The sequence below is a fragment of the Pectobacterium fontis genome (genome assembly GCF_000803215.1).
GTDB lineage: Bacteria > Pseudomonadota > Gammaproteobacteria > Enterobacterales > Enterobacteriaceae > Pectobacterium > Pectobacterium fontis.
In genome coordinates this window covers 32,791-48,291 of the sequence record NZ_JSXC01000024.1, presented here as the reverse complement: position 1 = coordinate 48,291, position 15,501 = coordinate 32,791, and the positions used below count along the sequence as shown (strand labels likewise).

The 15,501-nt window shown below is 49.9% G+C and carries 17 protein-coding genes and 1 riboswitch; of the genes, 14 read left to right on the top strand and 3 right to left on the bottom strand.

Annotated features, from left to right (window positions below; genetic code table 11):
• Positions 1-25: 25 nt before the first annotated feature.
• The 7 genes from mrdA to lipA all read left to right on the top strand — a co-directional run bounded on the left by mrdA (position 26) and on the right by lipA (position 7,961).
• The gene (mrdA, locus tag OI69_RS07710) at positions 26-1,930 is read left to right on the top strand and encodes a peptidoglycan DD-transpeptidase MrdA (RefSeq protein ID WP_039348333.1); all 1,905 of its coding nucleotides are present in this window, start codon (positions 26-28) and stop codon (positions 1,928-1,930) included.
• A 9-nt stretch (positions 1,931-1,939) separates the two neighbouring features.
• On the top strand, positions 1,940-3,052 hold the full coding sequence (gene mrdB, locus OI69_RS07705; protein ID WP_039348328.1) for a peptidoglycan glycosyltransferase MrdB: 1,113 nt from the start codon (positions 1,940-1,942) through the stop codon (positions 3,050-3,052).
• A gap of 13 nt (positions 3,053-3,065) precedes the next feature.
• Positions 3,066-4,172 (top strand): endolytic peptidoglycan transglycosylase RlpA, encoded by a 1,107-nt coding sequence (rlpA, locus tag OI69_RS07700; protein WP_039348324.1) that lies wholly within the window; start codon positions 3,066-3,068, stop codon positions 4,170-4,172.
• Positions 4,173-4,338: 166 nt separating this feature from the next.
• Positions 4,339-5,550 carry a D-alanyl-D-alanine carboxypeptidase DacA gene (dacA, locus tag OI69_RS07695; protein ID WP_039348321.1) on the top strand — a complete coding sequence of 404 codons (1,212 nt, stop codon included), beginning with the start codon at positions 4,339-4,341 and terminating at the stop codon, positions 5,548-5,550.
• A 122-nt stretch (positions 5,551-5,672) separates the two neighbouring features.
• Entirely contained in the window at positions 5,673-5,936 is a 264-nt protein-coding gene (ybeD, locus tag OI69_RS07690) for a DUF493 family protein YbeD (protein ID WP_005976281.1), read from the top strand.
• 148 nt (positions 5,937-6,084) lie between these two features.
• On the top strand, positions 6,085-6,768 hold the full coding sequence (gene lipB / locus OI69_RS07685; RefSeq protein ID WP_200886911.1) for a lipoyl(octanoyl) transferase LipB: 684 nt from the start codon (positions 6,085-6,087) through the stop codon (positions 6,766-6,768).
• Between the two features lie 227 nt (positions 6,769-6,995).
• Entirely contained in the window at positions 6,996-7,961 is a 966-nt protein-coding gene (gene lipA / locus OI69_RS07680; RefSeq protein WP_039348320.1) for a lipoyl synthase, read from the top strand.
• 82 nt (positions 7,962-8,043) lie between these two features.
• Here the strand turns inward: lipA and tatA are convergent, their stop codons facing one another.
• Positions 8,044-8,241 (bottom strand): Sec-independent protein translocase subunit TatA, encoded by a 198-nt coding sequence (tatA, locus tag OI69_RS07675; protein ID WP_039348317.1) that lies wholly within the window; start codon positions 8,239-8,241, stop codon positions 8,044-8,046.
• 246 nt (positions 8,242-8,487) lie between these two features.
• Positions 8,488-8,594: riboswitch (Fluoride riboswitch) on the top strand.
• A 101-nt stretch (positions 8,595-8,695) separates the two neighbouring features.
• On the opposite strand from tatA, the gene crcB reads away from it, so the two are divergent.
• Entirely contained in the window at positions 8,696-9,079 is a 384-nt protein-coding gene (gene crcB / locus OI69_RS07670) for a fluoride efflux transporter CrcB (protein ID WP_039348313.1), read from the top strand.
• Positions 9,080-9,141: 62 nt separating this feature from the next.
• On the opposite strand, the gene cspE is transcribed toward crcB, so the two are convergent.
• Positions 9,142-9,351 carry a transcription antiterminator/RNA stability regulator CspE gene (gene cspE, locus OI69_RS07665; protein ID WP_005976270.1) on the bottom strand — a complete coding sequence of 70 codons (210 nt, stop codon included), beginning with the start codon at positions 9,349-9,351 and terminating at the stop codon, positions 9,142-9,144.
• A 218-nt stretch (positions 9,352-9,569) separates the two neighbouring features.
• Between cspE and OI69_RS07660 the strand changes: the two genes are divergently transcribed.
• Positions 9,570-10,280, top strand: a complete 711-nt coding sequence (locus OI69_RS07660; protein WP_039348310.1) for an aspartate/glutamate racemase family protein — start codon at positions 9,570-9,572, stop codon at positions 10,278-10,280.
• Positions 10,281-10,625: 345 nt separating this feature from the next.
• Positions 10,626-12,512 carry an autotransporter outer membrane beta-barrel domain-containing protein gene (locus OI69_RS07655; protein ID WP_235319666.1) on the top strand — a complete coding sequence of 629 codons (1,887 nt, stop codon included), beginning with the start codon at positions 10,626-10,628 and terminating at the stop codon, positions 12,510-12,512.
• Positions 12,513-12,698: 186 nt separating this feature from the next.
• On the opposite strand, the gene ypfM is transcribed toward OI69_RS07655, so the two are convergent.
• Positions 12,699-12,758: a protein YpfM gene (gene ypfM, locus OI69_RS20400; RefSeq protein ID WP_143485675.1), complete on the bottom strand. Its 60-nt coding sequence runs from the start codon at positions 12,756-12,758 to the stop codon at positions 12,699-12,701.
• 234 nt (positions 12,759-12,992) lie between these two features.
• On the opposite strand from ypfM, the gene OI69_RS07650 reads away from it, so the two are divergent.
• From OI69_RS07650 to OI69_RS07635, 4 genes are read left to right on the top strand one after another with little or no spacing between them, the layout of a single operon-like run.
• Positions 12,993-13,370, top strand: a complete 378-nt coding sequence (locus OI69_RS07650; RefSeq protein WP_039348307.1) for an ArsC family reductase — start codon at positions 12,993-12,995, stop codon at positions 13,368-13,370.
• A 1-nt stretch (position 13,371) separates the two neighbouring features.
• Positions 13,372-14,499, top strand: coding sequence for a succinyl-diaminopimelate desuccinylase (gene dapE, locus OI69_RS07645; RefSeq protein WP_039348305.1), 1,128 nt, complete (start codon positions 13,372-13,374; stop codon positions 14,497-14,499).
• Positions 14,496-15,170: a M15 family metallopeptidase gene (locus OI69_RS07640; RefSeq protein ID WP_039348302.1), complete on the top strand. Its 675-nt coding sequence runs from the start codon at positions 14,496-14,498 to the stop codon at positions 15,168-15,170. The genes dapE and OI69_RS07640 overlap by 4 nt, the downstream gene beginning before the upstream one ends.
• 2 nt (positions 15,171-15,172) lie before the next feature.
• Positions 15,173-15,364 (top strand): YpfN family protein, encoded by a 192-nt coding sequence (locus OI69_RS07635; protein ID WP_039348299.1) that lies wholly within the window; start codon positions 15,173-15,175, stop codon positions 15,362-15,364.
• The last annotated feature ends 137 nt before the right edge of the window (positions 15,365-15,501 follow it).

Below are 15,501 nucleotides of genomic sequence, written 5' to 3'. Positions count from 1 at the left end.
GATGAAATATGTGAAATAGTGCTGGATGAAAGTAGAACGTAAACCCTTTCGTGATTATACGGCCGAGTCAGCCCTGTTCGTGCGCCGCGCGTTGGTGGCATTTATCGGCATTTTGCTGCTTTCCGGTGTATTAGTCGCGAATCTTTATCATCTGCAAATTTTGCGTGTTGATGACTATCGCACGCGTTCCAACGAGAACCGCATTAAGCTGGTTCCTATCGCCCCCAGCCGCGGCATTATCTATGACCGTAACGGCATTCCGCTGGCGCTAAACCGCACCATCTATCAGTTGGAACTGGTGCCGGACAAAGTCGACAACCTTAAAGATACGCTGGAAGCGCTGCGTCCCGTCGTCGATCTGACCGACAGCGATCTGGAAAACTTTGAAAAAGAGCGCAAGCGTTCGCGCCGTTTTACGTCTATTCCGGTAAAAACCGGGCTCGATGAGATTCAGGTTGCCCGTTTTGCCGTTAATCAATACCGTTTTCCCGGCGTCGAAGTGAAAGGCTATCAACGCCGCTATTATCCTTATGGTTCTGCTCTGACGCACGTTATCGGCTATGTTTCTAAAATCACCGATAAAGACGTCGAACGGCTAACCAAAGAAGAAAAAATTGCCAATTACGCCGCCACGCGTGACATCGGTAAACTGGGTATTGAACGCCATTATGAAGATCTGCTCCACGGCAAGCCCGGTTACGAAGAAGTTGAAGTGAATAACCGTGGTCGCGTGATCCGCCAACTCCACGAACAGCCACCGCAAGCTGGGCGAGATATTTATCTGACGCTGGATCTTAGCCTGCAAATCTACATAGAAAAACTGCTGGAAGGCAGCCGCGCCGCCGTGATCGTCACTAATCCACGCGACGGCGGTATTCTGGCGATGGTTTCCACGCCCAGCTACGACCCCAATCTGTTTGTCGACGGTATTTCCAGCAAAAATTATACAAAATTACAAAACGACCCCAATCGTCCGTTGATCAATCGGGCAACACAGGGGATTTATCCCCCGGCCTCTACCGTCAAACCTTATATCGCGGTTTCTGCCCTAACCGCAGGCGTTATCACGACGAATACTAGCCTGTTCGACCCCGGCTGGTGGCAATTGCCCGGTTCCGAAAAACGCTTCCGTGACTGGAAAAAATGGGGACATGGCCGCCTTAATCTCACCAAATCGCTGGAAGAGTCTGCGGATACGTTCTTCTATCAGGTCGCTTATGACATGGGTATCGACCGTCTGTCCGAATGGATGACCAAGTTTGGCTACGGCGAGAGAACCGGTATCGATATTTCAGAAGAAAGCAGAGGCAATATGCCAACCCGCGAGTGGAAATTAGCGCGATTCAAAAAGCCGTGGTATCAAGGGGATACCATTCCGGTCGGGATTGGCCAAGGCTACTGGACGGCAACGCCTATCCAGATGAATAAAGCACTGGTCACGCTCATCAACGACGGTCAGGTCAAAACCCCTCACCTGCTCTATAGCTCGCGAGAAAATGGCATCATGGTGCCTTTCCGACAGACCGAGAATCAGCAAATTGGCAACATCCACTCTGGCTATTGGGAAGTGGCGAAGGACGGTATGTATGGCGTGGCTAATCGCGCTAACGGTACTGCCCACAAAAGTTTCGATGATGCACCTTATAAAATTGCAGCAAAATCCGGTACGGCCCAGGTTTTTGGCCTGAAAGAAAACGAAACCTATAATGCACACAAAATCGCAGAACATCTGCGTGACCATAAACTAATGGTTGCATTTGCCCCGTATAAGGAGCCTAAGGTAGCGATGTCGATTATTTTGGAAAATGGCGGGGCAGGCCCGACCGTTGGCACCATCACCCGCCAGATTCTCGATCATATCCTGCTGGGTGATAATAATACTGATTTACCCAGTGCGCCTCCGGCACCACCGGGTAGTGAGAGTGAGTAACAGAGCGTCATGACCGATAGCCAACAAAAAGGATCGTTCTGGGCGAAAATCCATATCGATCTCCCGTTTCTTCTCTGCATTCTGGCACTGCTGGGCTACAGCCTATTTGTCTTATGGAGCGCCAGCGGGCAAGACGTCGGTATGATGGAGCGGAAAGTCGTTCAGATCGTACTGGGGTTTACGGTGATGATCGTAATGGCGCAAATTCCGCCACGCGTCTATGAAGGCTGGGCTCCCTACCTCTACGTCTTTTGCGTGATTTTGCTGCTCATCGTGGATATTTTCGGGCAAATCAGTAAAGGCGCGCAGCGCTGGCTGGATTTAGGTTTTGTTCGCTTCCAGCCATCAGAAATTGCCAAGATCGCCGTACCGCTCATGGTCGCCCGTTTTATCAATCGTGATATGTGCCCACCATCGCTAAAAAATACGGCGATCGCGTTGATCCTGATTTTTGTCCCTACTCTGCTGGTTGCCGCGCAGCCGGATTTAGGCACCTCAATCCTGATCGCATTATCCGGGCTATTTGTGCTTTTTCTGGCAGGCATGAGTTGGCGCCTGATTGGCGTCGCGGTGCTCCTCCTCGCTGCTTTTATTCCTATACTCTGGTTTTTCCTGATGCATGACTATCAGCGTGCCAGGGTCATGATGCTGCTCGATCCAGAAAGCGATCCGCTTGGAGCGGGATATCATATTATTCAGTCGAAAATTGCGATAGGCTCGGGTGGTCTGTCAGGAAAAGGCTGGCTCCATGGCACACAATCTCAGTTAGAGTTTCTGCCAGAGCGCCACACCGACTTTATTTTTGCCGTGCTGTCAGAAGAACTTGGGCTAATCGGCGTATTGATCCTGCTTGCGATGTATTTGTTCATGATTATGCGCGGTCTGGTCATTGCCGCGAATGCGCAAACCTCATTTGGTCGGGTAATGATCGGCGGATTGATGCTGATTCTGTTTTTCTATGTTTTCGTCAATATCGGGATGGTGAGCGGTATACTACCCGTCGTTGGCGTGCCGCTACCGCTAGTCAGCTACGGTGGATCGGCGTTGGTCGTCTTAATGGCGGGGTTCGGTATCGTCATGTCGATACATACTCACCGCAAACTGCTATCCAAGAATTTATAACACGAGGTGAGCGATGCGTAAGGATTGGCTTTGGGTCGGCGTAGCAACTCTGGCGCTTGCGGCCTGTACCACAACGGAACAGCGGCAACCAGCACCACCGGTTACTCAGGTATATAACGGCCCCGTTGAAGAGATCGGTGGCGCGGAGCCGCGTTACGAACCCTACAATCAGGGGACGCTGCAAGACTACAGCATCAAAGGCAAGAACTATCAAATTGTCAAAAACCCACAAAACTTTAGTGAGACAGGCTTAGCCACATGGTATGGCGAAGAAGCCAGCGGTAACCGCACGTCAATCGGTGAAACGTTTGATCCTAACGCGATCACCGCGGCTCACCCGACACTACCGCTGCCCAGCTATGTTCGCGTCACCAACCTGAGCAACGGACGCCGTCTGGTGGTGCGAGTGAACGACCGCGGGCCGTATACGCCGGGCAGAATTATCGACCTGTCGAAAGCCGCAGGCGATCGGCTGAACATCTCGAACAATACCAAAGTGAAAGTGGATTTCATCAACGTAGCACCAGACGGCACGCTCTCCGGCCCCGGAACCGTGGGCACGACCGTTGCCAAGCAAAGCTTTTCCTTACCAGAACGTCCGAGCTTCGGTGCCAGCGGTATGGGTACGCCAATGATGGAAACAACCTCACCGGCGTCTGACAGTGCCGTTCGTCCCATCAGCAATAGTAGCCTGAGCACACCGATGGAAAACGCACAGCCAAGCAGCGCACCGTCTCATAGCGGTGGTTTTCTGGGCGCGCCTTCAGCACTGCGTACTGGCGTGATTGAATCCAGCGAGACACCCGCGGCAACCGCATCATCCGCCGCGACGCCCATGAGCGTCGCGCCTGTCGCCGCCCCCACCGCCGCAGTACCCTCCGCCACAGGTCGCTATGTGGTTCAGGTCGGTGCGCTGAGCGATCAGCAACGTGCGCAAACCTGGCAGCGTAGCCTGAGTGAACGTTTTCGCGTGACCGGTAAAGTCACGGCGAGCGGCGGGCTGTATCGCATCCAACTGGGGCCATTCCAGAATCGTCAGCAAGCCGCTGAACTTCAACAACGTTTATCAGTCGAAGCTCAGCAGCAATCGTTTATTACCGCCGCGCCCGGCACACTCTAGTCGCGGATAACCAGCAGGCTTACCACGCGAAAACGGCGGCTATGGTATTGAACATACCGCCCTTTCGCAAAATCACGTAACGTAATGTCTAATGCCTGCCTATTTACCATCTGCTATAGTGTGGCTCGTTTTTTAACTCATACCCACGGATGTTGTTGTTCCAATCATGAATACTGTAAACACGTCTCGTTTTACTAAGCGTACTGCGCTTGGCGTCCTACTCGCCATTAGTGCCACTTCCTTTGCCTATGCCGAAGATATCAATCTCAAAACGATGATCCCTGGCGTTCCGCAAATCGATGCTGAATCCTATATCCTGATTGATTACAACTCTGGGAAAGTGTTGGCGGAAATGAATGCCGACACGCGCCGCGATCCGGCCAGCTTAACGAAAATGATGACCAGCTACGTTATTGGTCAGGCAATTAAATCAGGAAAAATCACCCCGAACGACATCGTTACCGTCGGTAAAGATGCCTGGGCAACGGGCAATCCGACCTTCCAGGGATCTTCCCTGATGTTCCTGAAACCGGGCGACCGTGTGCCTGTCTCCCAACTCAATCGCGGCATCATTCTGCAATCCGGTAATGATGCCTGCGTCGCGATGGCCGATTACGTTGCGGGGAGTCAGGATGCTTTCGTCAACCTGATGAACGGCTACGTGAAAGCGCTGGGGTTGAAAAATACCAATTTTGAAACTGTGCACGGTCTGGATGCCCCCGGCCAGTTCAGTTCAGCGCGCGATATGGCCTTGATCGGTCAGGCGCTAATCCGCGATGTGCCAGAAGAATACGCGACCTACAAAGAGAAAGAGTTCACCTTCAACAATATCCGCCAGCCTAACCGTAACGGTTTGCTGTGGGATTCCAGCCTGAATGTTGACGGTATCAAAACAGGCCATACGTCATCCGCTGGCTTTAATTTGGTGGCCTCGGCAACAGAAGGTCAGATGCGCCTGATTTCGGCGGTACTCGGCGGTCGTAATGCCAAAGGACGCGAATCAGAAAGTAAAAAGCTGTTGACCTGGGGCTTCCGTTTCTTTGAAACCGTCGCGCCACTGAAAGCCGGTAAAGAATTCGCTTCCGAGCCCGTCTGGTTTGGCGACAATGACCGCGTTGCATTGGGCGTAGAGAAAGATGCCTACCTGACGATTCCCCGCGGCCGTATGAAAGATCTGAAAGCCAGCTATGTGCTGGACAACACGGAACTGCATGCACCGTTAGCCAAAAATCAGGTGGTGGGGTCTATCAACTTCCAGTTGGACGGCAAAACCATCGACCAGCGCCCGCTGGTGGTCATGAACGAAGTGAAAGAAGGCGGGATTTTTGGCCGTATGATCGACTACATCAAGCTGATGTTCCACCACTGGTTCGGCTAATCCCTCTTGTCTGGGGCTAAAACGTCCCCATATAGATATCATCCAGAACTCCCGCACCACGCGGGAGTTCTATTTTTTAGTATAATGGCTAATGCTGACCTATTACTCTCTCTGGAGCGCACATGAAAACCAAATTAAACGAACTGCTTGAATTCCCATGCGTTTTTACTTACAAGGTCATGGGTGAGGCAAAACCGGAGTTAGTCGATCTGGTCGTTGAAGTGGTCCAGCGTCATGCGCCCGGCGACTATACCCCGCAGATCAAACCCAGCAGCAAAGGGAATTATCACTCGGTTTCTATCACCATCACGGCGACCCACATTGAGCAGGTGGAAACGCTGTACGAAGAACTGGGCAACATCGACATCGTACGCATGGTTTTGTAAGAATAGCGCGGGAAAATCAGCCAATGCGGTATGATTTTACGTTGCATAGGCTTTATGTTGCCGTAGGTTTGCATGGCATACTTGTGCATAGTACTGTTCGCTGAGGCTTCCCGCCGTTATAATCGCCCTACCTTTCCTTAACCTGAAGATGACACACTTGCTACAGGATAAGATCATCGTACGCCAATTTGACGTACAGCCGTATGAGCCCGTCTCTCTGGCGATGCATCATTTCACCGACCGACGTGATGAGAATACCCCAGACGAACTCTGGCTGGTTCAGCACCCTCGCGTATTTACACAAGGTCAGGCGGGCAAAGCCGAACATGTTCTCATGCCCGGCGATATTCCCGTGATTCAGAGCGACAGAGGCGGTCAAGTGACCTACCATGGCCCCGGTCAACAGGTAATGTATGTGTTGATTGACCTCAAGCGCCGCAAGCTCGGGGTTCGTCAACTCGTCACCGCGATAGAAAATACCGTAATTGGCACGCTGGCACACTTCCAGATCGAAGCCCATGCGCGCCCTGATGCGCCCGGCGTCTATGTGGGCGAGCGTAAAATCTGTTCGCTGGGCCTGCGTATTCGCAAAGGCTGCTCGTTCCACGGGCTGGCGCTCAATATCGCGATGGATCTCTCCCCTTTTCTGCGCATCAACCCCTGTGGTTACGCCGGTATGGAGATGACGCAAATCAGCGATCTGGTGCCAGGTGTTACGCTGGATGACACCTCGCCTGTGCTGGTGAACACCTTTTTACAGCTAGTTGGCTATTCCGTACCCGAATTTATTCCGTGGAATCTGGACAATCAGGGTGAGCCGCTTCCTGGTTAACGCGTTTCATCCTGCTAATAAAAATCAGCCAGTTAGACGATATTTTTTTGATAAATTACATTTTATTCACATAATTTCTTCATTTTGATCGCGCAAGGGCTGATTGTGGTCAGGCAAGATGATATAATTTTTAGAGTTTTTTAAAAAAAAGTTTAACCAAAAACATAATCCTTTGAATTTGGATAACAAATTTAAAGAAACGATTCAGAACTGGAACTTACGCAAACATGAGTAAACCGATTCAGATCGAACGCGGCGTTAAATACCGCGATGCCGATAAGATGGCGCTAATCCCGGTACGCACCGTTGTCACCGAACGCCAAGAGATTCTGCGCAAACCTGAATGGATGAAGATCAAACTTCCGGCAGATTCGAGCCGTATTCAGGGAATCAAAGCGGCCATGCGCAAAAACGGGTTGCACTCAGTTTGCGAAGAAGCGTCCTGTCCGAATCTGGCTGAGTGTTTCAACCACGGCACCGCGACGTTCATGATTCTTGGCGCCATTTGCACGCGCCGCTGCCCGTTCTGTGACGTTGCCCACGGTCGCCCGCTTACGCCAGACGCCAATGAGCCGGAGAAACTGGCACAGACCATCCATGACATGGGCCTGCGCTATGTTGTAATCACCTCGGTTGACCGTGATGATCTGCGCGATGGCGGCGCTCAGCACTTTGCAGACTGCATTAGCGCCATTCGCCGCAAGAATCCGAATATCCGCATCGAAACGCTGGTGCCAGACTTCCGTGGTCGTATGGATCGTGCGTTAGAGATTCTGACCGCCACGCCGCCGGATGTGTTCAATCACAATCTGGAAAACGTACCGCGCGTTTATCGTCAGGTTCGCCCTGGAGCGAACTATGAATGGTCACTGAAGCTGCTGGAAAACTTCAAAAATGCGCACCCGACTATCCCAACCAAATCGGGTTTGATGGTGGGATTAGGGGAAACCAATGCGGAAATCGTGGAAGTTATGCGCGACCTGCGTCGCCACGGTGTGACAATGCTGACGCTGGGACAATATTTACAGCCGAGCCGTCATCACCTGCCGGTACAGCGCTACGTCAGCCCAGACGAGTTTGATGAAATGAAAGCCGAAGCAATGGCGATGGGCTTTACGCACGCTGCCTGCGGCCCGTTTGTTCGCTCGTCCTACCATGCCGACCTTCAGGCCAAGGGCATCGAAGTAAAATAAGCGAACATAGTTTTTTACACATTTTTTGTGTGGAATAAAAAACGGACGGCAATAGCCGTCCGTTTTGCGGTGAGAGAAACGATTAAGATTCTTTACGAGATGAATCGTGCAGCGCCGTGGCATCATCCGTCTTCGCAGGCTGATCGTCATTCATCGCTTTTTTGAAGCCTTTAATCGCCGCGCCCAAATCCCCACCTAAGCTACGAAGTTTATTCGTACCGAACAGCAGGATGATTAGTGCGCCAATCACCAACAGTTTGGCAATACTGATACCTTCCATACAAACCTACCTGATTAACAAAGGCTGGAGACGCCAGCGAACGAGAACATCTATTTGTCGGACAAGAGTTGTCGAAAAAATTTTTTGTATTCTATGCCTCTATGTAAAACCTTCCGCAGTCCGACACAATCGGCATCTGTAACAAAGTAAGACGCGGCATCGCCGTTTTCGGTTTCATTCAGATTGCTTTACAACTTTCTCCCCGGTATCCCTACAAAAAAACCGTCCGACGGCGTAAACTTTTCGCTCCAAAGCGGAGATGACATGCCTCCCTACCCTCATGCCACCCAACACGCTGGCAGCCTGAACGACAGGGTAAAAACCGCCATTAGGCTAATGATGTCTACGTTCACCTCGCAGAGAGGGCGTAGCGTCTTGCCCTGTGCTGTTCGAGATCGCAAAAACAATCGGTGTAAAAAGTAATCCAGGCAAAAATAATCCAGAAAAGGTTTCTATGTTGAGTACATTACTGGCGGTATTTATTGGTGGTGGAGTTGGCAGCGTCGCACGCTGGCAGTTGGGAGTGAAATTTAACGCTCTGTATCCAACGCTGCCGTTAGGCACGCTGTTTGCCAACCTAATTGGTGCTTTCGTGATTGGCGGCGCATTAGCCTTCTTCCTGCGCCATCCCCACCTCGATCAGGACTGGAAAATATTGATTACCACAGGACTATGCGGCGGCTTAACGACATTTTCGACCTTTTCAGCAGAAGTCGTCATGTTCCTGCAAAGTGGACAATTTTCGGCAGCGGGGTTACATGTACTGTTGAATCTGGCGGGGTCACTACTGATGACCGCGCTGGCGTTTGCATTAGTCACCTGGATGACGACGCCCTGAGAGCCTTAGTAGGAAGCAAAAAAAACCCGCCATCAGGCGGGTTTTTCACGAAATCGGTATAATTAAATAGCGTTAACGTTAGCAGCAGAAGGACCTTTGGCACCGTCAGTAATTTCGAACTCTACACGCTGACCTTCAGCCAGAGTTTTGAAACCATTGCTCTGAATGGCAGAGAAGTGTACGAACACGTCTTTGCTACCATCTTCTGGAGTAATGAAACCGAAGCCTTTGGACTCATTAAACCACTTAACACTACCTTTAATCTTAGACATCAAACTTACCTTTACATGAATGAAAGACACAAAATCTGTGTCAGGTACAGTACAACAATAGATTGACCTTTTGTCCAGTTGAAGTTGGATAAAAAGTGATAAAAATCGCTAAAAATGTATACCAGACGACTTCACTGCCCTATTTTAACCCGATGCAGAAAGCAGAGCGCTCAGTTCTGACCCATTCATTACTTTTTATGATATCGAAGGAAGGTGCCATGGTAAGCAAAACGCTGGGTTTGATCGGAGGAATGAGTTGGGAATCGACCATTCCGTATTACCGCATTATTAACGAATATGTGAAAAGCCAACTTGGTGGGCTGCACTCTGCCAAAATCATCCTGCACAGCGTCGATTTTAACGAAATTGAACAATTACAGTCGCAAGGTAATTGGGCACAAGCAGCCGCTGTGCTCAGTAATATCGCCGTAGGATTACGTCATGCGGGCGCTGATGCTATTGTCATTTGTACCAACACCATGCATAAAGTCGCTGATGACGTTGAGCGTGCCTGCCAGCTTCCCCTTTTGCATATTGCCGATGCCACCGGCGACAGTCTGGCGCAACACGGATTGAAGAAGGTCGGTTTGCTCGGCACCCGCTACACAATGGAGCAAGATTTCTATCGCCTACGTATTCAGGAACGGTTTGGTATCGATATTATTGTTCCCAATCAGGCAGGAAGAGAATCGGTTAATCGCATCATTTACGACGAGCTGTGCCTGGGGAACATTAACGACACATCGCGACAGATCTATAGGGAAATTATCCGGCAGCTTGAGCAGCAAGGCGCGGAAGGCATCATCCTGGGCTGTACGGAGATCCCGCTATTGATTAGCTCTCAGGATGCTCAAGTTCCTCTTTTTGACACCAGTTACTTGCATGCTATTGCTGCTGCGAAATTTGCTATTACTCCGTCATCAATATGAATTAACGAGAGAAAATAGAATTCACAGGTACGAAAATAATAGCCTGTTTTATTCACTCAGGTTTCCTCTTTTCCAAAAAGTAAACTTATGTTGGCCCTTTAAAACAAAGGGTCACACAGCAGGCTTTTCGCTCATAACACGCCAAGGCTTGGGACACCAAGAAAGCCCTTCGCTAAGATATATCTCATTATTTTTCATATAAGACATATCTTATATATCACCATTCCGATACCAATAGTATCAACCCGTTATTATTCAGGAAAGAAACCAAATATCTGATTCTCGAACGTTCGTATTAAATTGTTTGCAGATATTTATTTTTCATAATTTCGGGAGCATAGCATTATGCAACGTATCCGTATCCCCCTAGCGATGAGCGACACGAGTCATTACAGTAATGTCATAAAAAAATCATTATGGCGAAAACCGAAAATATTTTTTCCATTTATTATTTCTGCATTATCTATTTACACATTATCAGCGAAAGCAGAGATTTTTAATAATACGGTAGTTTTTGGTGATAGCTTAAGTGATGCAGGTAATCTTTCCCATGCGCTAGGAATCGGCACCTCAAGGTTTACCACGAATCCAGGGAAAACCGCCACGATGTATGTCGCAGACGGTTTAGGACTGTCAGCAACAGATTCATTCTCTGGTGGAACCAACTATGCCTCGGGTGGTGCCGGTATTAGTAATAATTATGCATTAGGGATTCTGTTTTCGCCGACTATCCAATCCCAGGTTAATAATTATATTAAAAACAATAAAATTAACGCATCAACACTTTATCAAATATGGGGGGGATCCAATGATATCTATGCTATGTATGAGTCAGCCCCCTCAACCGAAACCAGTAAAATCATTCCCGTGGCAAACACTGAAATATCATTATTAAATAATCTATATCATGCTGGGGGAAAATACGTTGTTGTTTATAATCTCACGAACCTTGGGGCGACCCCAGATGCAGCTAATCGCAACTTACAGAAAAAATATCAGGAAGTCGCGAATCAATATAATCAAACCTTAGATAATGGCCTGACTACGTTGAGTCAAAATGGACTTAACATTATCCCCGTCAATACTTACGCGCTTCTGTCAGAAATCATGGCCAACCCATCAGCTTATGGCATTATCAACACCACCAAAGGTGCCTGTAATACCACATCATCACTTTTATGTGGCCCAGGAAATTACACCAGCGGCACAGAATATAGCTATCTTTTTGCCGACAATGTCCACCCTACAACAGGCGTTCACAAGATGCTCGCCAGTGTTGTTTTATATGAAATTTCAGCACCAGGTAAAATTTCACTACTCAGCAAAGCCCCTCTGGCAGTAACGAAATCTCAGTACACTTTGCTACGTAAAGAAATCCTTACCGATACCTATGGCGGCGATACGCGGGTATTCGTCAGTGGTGATTATCATCATCAGGACAACTCCACCAACGATACGTTTTCCAGTAGTAGTAATCAGCGCGTTGCTTCGGTCGGCGGCGACGTGAAATTGAGTGATAATCTTAACGTTGGGGCGATGGCCACGATCTCTAACCAAAAGACCGCGCTTAATGATGCGGGTTACACGTTATATGACCACAGTATCGCGCTTTATCAAGTTTACCACGCCGACCATCCCTGGATGAGCGTATTCGTCAATGCAGGATCTTCTCACTTTGATGATGTTTATCGCACCATTCACATCGGCCCGGCGACGCGTACGGAATCCGGTTCAGTGACAGGGCGCCATGTTGGTGGGGGTATTGATGCTGGCTGGTGGTTTGATCTGGGAAGCTCGGTCAAAACCGGGCCTTTTGCCCGTTTAGAACGTCAGTCCGTTGACGTAGAAGGCTATCATGAACGCGGAAATAATAGCTCAGCCATGTGGTTTTCAGAACAGCATCGTAATGCTCTGATTTCCAGTCTTGGCTGGCAAACTCAGGGGCACTTACTTGTAGCCAGTTTGGATATTAGCCCTTACGTAGGCATGGCATGGAATCATGATTACATGGCGAGTAATGTGCGTCCGGTCACTGCGGGTTTGAATTCTATGGGAGGACATTTCTCTATGCCAAGCGCGGGATCAGAAAAAGACTGGGGGGAGGCAGATGCTGGCGTTATGGTCAATCTTACAACCAACCTGCATACATGGATGCAATATTCCAATGAGTTTGGTGGTAACCCCAGAAAAGGCAACTATGGCGCCAGTGCTGGCCTGGAGTACGCATTCTAATTCTACTCGTACCGCCTGATGAAAACCTTCTTTAGCCTAGTCGGATACGGCGCGAAAGGAAACCTCTCTTTTATTTCCTCAGGTTTCCCTTTTTACATAAAAATAAAGCAGTATTGAGAATGCTCAATACTGCTTATCTATATGATTTTATTCCTGGTATGCAATGACTAACCGTATTTATCGTTATTATTTGCGTAACATTGCTTCAATAAAATCTTTCCAGGTACTCACTTCTGCTTCTACCATGCGAACCTCTTAATGATTAACGGCGACGTATTATACGCACACTTTTTAATCAGGTAAAAGTATTATGAACGTATAAAACACGTACTATCTCCTATTTCTGCAATGCAGTTCACAGTAGATCTCCCCGTCTTTTTTCGGCATGCTGGGCTTATCGCACGATCCGGCTCAGTCAGGCCATACTGCCCTGCACAGCGATCGTCATGTCACTCAATAAGCAGAAAGGATTTTACCCCTATGGCGCTGACCATGTACGGCATTAAGAACTGTGACACCATAAAAAAAGCGCGCCGCTGGCTGGATGAACAACAGGTGGCGTATCGCTTCTATGATTACCGTGCCGACGGTCTGGATGAACAACAGCTACAGCGTTTTATCGACCAACTGGGGTTTCAGGCCTTACTCAACACGCGCGGCACTACCTGGCGTAAGCTCAGTGACGAGCTGCGCGAACGGATCAACAGCGATACCCGCGACAGCGCAGAGGCCGCCAAAAACCTGATGTTGGAACAGCCAGCCGTCATTAAACGGCCATTGCTGATTGCCGATGACGGCAATGCGCTGCTTGGCTTTAGTATCGACAGTTACCAGAAATTTATTGCGGAGAACCAATAACGTGTCTTGCCCAGTGATCGAGCTCGCTCAACAGTTAATTAAACGCCCTTCCCTCAGCCCGAACGATGGGGGCTGTCAGGCTCTGATGATTGAACGCCTGACGGCTATCGGCTTTACCGTCGAAGCGATGGATTTTGGCGATACCCAAAATTTCTGGGCATGGCGCGGCACAGGAAAAACGTTGGCCTTCGCCGGTCATACCGACGTAGTGCCCAGCGGCGATGAAAGCCACTGGCAGCATCCGCCGTTTGAGCCGATCATTCGTGACGGCATGCTGTATGGTCGCGGCGCAGCAGACATGAAAGGTTCACTGGCTGCGATGGTCATTGCCGCCGAGCGTTTTGTCGCGGCACACCCCAATCATCAGGGGCGTCTGGCATTTCTGATTACCTCAGACGAAGAAGCCAGCGCCGTTAACGGCACCGTGAAAGTGGTAGAAGCCCTGATGGCACGCAACGAGCGTTTGGACTATTGTCTGGTCGGCGAACCATCCAGTACGCAGGTAGTCGGTGACGTGGTAAAAAATGGCCGTCGCGGATCTATCACGGCGAACCTGTACATACACGGCGTACAAGGGCATGTTGCCTACCCCCATCTGGCAGACAACCCCGTTCATCGTGCCGCGCCAGCACTCAACGAACTGATCGCCACCGAGTGGGATCGGGGCAACGACTTTTTCCCCCCTACCACCATGCAAATTGCCAATATTCAGGCGGGCACGGGCAGCAATAACGTCATCCCCGGCGAACTGTTTGTGCAATTCAATTTTCGCTTCAGCACCGAATTAACGGATGTGTTAATCCAGCAGCGTGTAGCGGAATTGCTGGATCGCCACCAGTTAAACTACACCATCGACTGGAAGCTCTCCGGCCAGCCCTTCCTGACCGCACGCGGTGAACTGGTCGATGCCGTGGTGAATGCTGTGGAGCATTACAACGAGGTCACCCCCGAGTTACTGACCAATGGCGGCACCTCCGATGGCCGTTTCATCGCCCGCATGGGAGCACAGGTGGTTGAACTTGGCCCCGTCAATGCCACGATCCATAAAGTAGACGAATGCGTTAATGCAGCCGATCTGCAACTGCTGAGCCGCATGTACCAGCGTATTATGGAGCAGCTCATCGCATGATGACATCAGCAATGTTAACCGGAAAAAGCGACCTGCATTTGGTCGTTTTAGACGGTCGCCATCGCCTTCAGCCGGAAGCCGTTACCGCCTTTCTGGCGCTACAACAGGCGGCAAAAACGGCAGGGTTTAACCTACAGCCTGCCAGTACGTTTCGTGATTTCGAGCGTCAGCGGCAGATTTGGAATGGCAAATTTCGCGGGGAACGTCCCGTTATGGATGCAAACAGCCAGCCGCTGGATGTGTCGTCTCTGAATGAGGGCGAGCGCTGTGAAGCGATTCTGCGCTGGTCTGCCATGCCCGGCTCCAGCCGCCACCATTGGGGCAGCGATCTCGATATCTACGATCCCGATTTATTGCCCGCAGGAAGCTCGCTCCAGTTGGAGCCATGGGAATATGAAGAAGGCGGCTATTTTGCCTCGCTGAACGCATGGCTGAGTGCGCACATGCATGAATACGGTTTTTATCGACCTTATGCGCACGATCTCGGCGGTGTCGCAGTCGAACCCTGGCATATCAGCTATTATTCATTAGCACAGTATGCGGAAGAGCAGCTTACCCCCGATCTCATCCTTGCCGCCTGGCAAGATGAGGACATTGCAGGCTATCACTGGCTTTGCCAGAACTTGCCGCAACTGTTTACCCGTTACATTTATAATGTTGATGAGGCGTAACCATGGCTTGGCTGGCAGATTACTGGTGGGTAATCCTGATTATCCTGATAGGCATGCTGATTAACGGCATCAAAGAACTGCGCAACGTTGACCATACGCGTTTTCTGCTCAACAAGCCCAAATTGCCCCCGCATCGTGACAACAACGATAAATGGGACGATGAAGACGACGACTGGCCGAAGAAAAACCCCTGAAAGCGATCCTGACTACATCGCCTGCACGCGAGCGAAGCAACACACCGTAGGCGATGTAGATTCTTACTCCATGGTTAAGATCAGAGTAAGGGTTGCCAACGCACAAGGCGCTTGAAATATAACGGGTATAAAATCTC

Excerpts from the sequence above, each read along its gene's own strand:
- tatA (WP_039348317.1), bottom strand. The coding sequence starts at position 8,241 with ATGGAAGGTATCAGTATTGCCAAACTGTTGGTGATTGGCGCACTAATC.
- rlpA (WP_039348324.1), top strand. The coding sequence starts at position 3,066 with ATGCGTAAGGATTGGCTTTGGGTCGGCGTAGCAACTCTGGCGCTTGCG.
- OI69_RS07635 (WP_039348299.1), top strand. The coding sequence starts at position 15,173 with ATGGCTTGGCTGGCAGATTACTGGTGGGTAATCCTGATTATCCTGATA.
- OI69_RS07640 (WP_039348302.1), top strand. The coding sequence starts at position 14,496 with ATGATGACATCAGCAATGTTAACCGGAAAAAGCGACCTGCATTTGGTC.
- crcB (WP_039348313.1), top strand. The coding sequence starts at position 8,696 with ATGTTGAGTACATTACTGGCGGTATTTATTGGTGGTGGAGTTGGCAGC.
- lipB (WP_200886911.1), top strand. The coding sequence starts at position 6,085 with ATGACACACTTGCTACAGGATAAGATCATCGTACGCCAATTTGACGTA.
- lipA (WP_039348320.1), top strand. The coding sequence starts at position 6,996 with ATGAGTAAACCGATTCAGATCGAACGCGGCGTTAAATACCGCGATGCC.
- mrdA (WP_039348333.1), top strand. The coding sequence starts at position 26 with ATGAAAGTAGAACGTAAACCCTTTCGTGATTATACGGCCGAGTCAGCC.
- OI69_RS07660 (WP_039348310.1), top strand. The coding sequence starts at position 9,570 with ATGGTAAGCAAAACGCTGGGTTTGATCGGAGGAATGAGTTGGGAATCG.
- OI69_RS07650 (WP_039348307.1), top strand. The coding sequence starts at position 12,993 with ATGGCGCTGACCATGTACGGCATTAAGAACTGTGACACCATAAAAAAA.
- OI69_RS07655 (WP_235319666.1), top strand. The coding sequence starts at position 10,626 with ATGCAACGTATCCGTATCCCCCTAGCGATGAGCGACACGAGTCATTAC.
- cspE (WP_005976270.1), bottom strand. The coding sequence starts at position 9,351 with ATGTCTAAGATTAAAGGTAGTGTTAAGTGGTTTAATGAGTCCAAAGGC.
- mrdB (WP_039348328.1), top strand. The coding sequence starts at position 1,940 with ATGACCGATAGCCAACAAAAAGGATCGTTCTGGGCGAAAATCCATATC.
- ybeD (WP_005976281.1), top strand. The coding sequence starts at position 5,673 with ATGAAAACCAAATTAAACGAACTGCTTGAATTCCCATGCGTTTTTACT.
- dacA (WP_039348321.1), top strand. The coding sequence starts at position 4,339 with ATGAATACTGTAAACACGTCTCGTTTTACTAAGCGTACTGCGCTTGGC.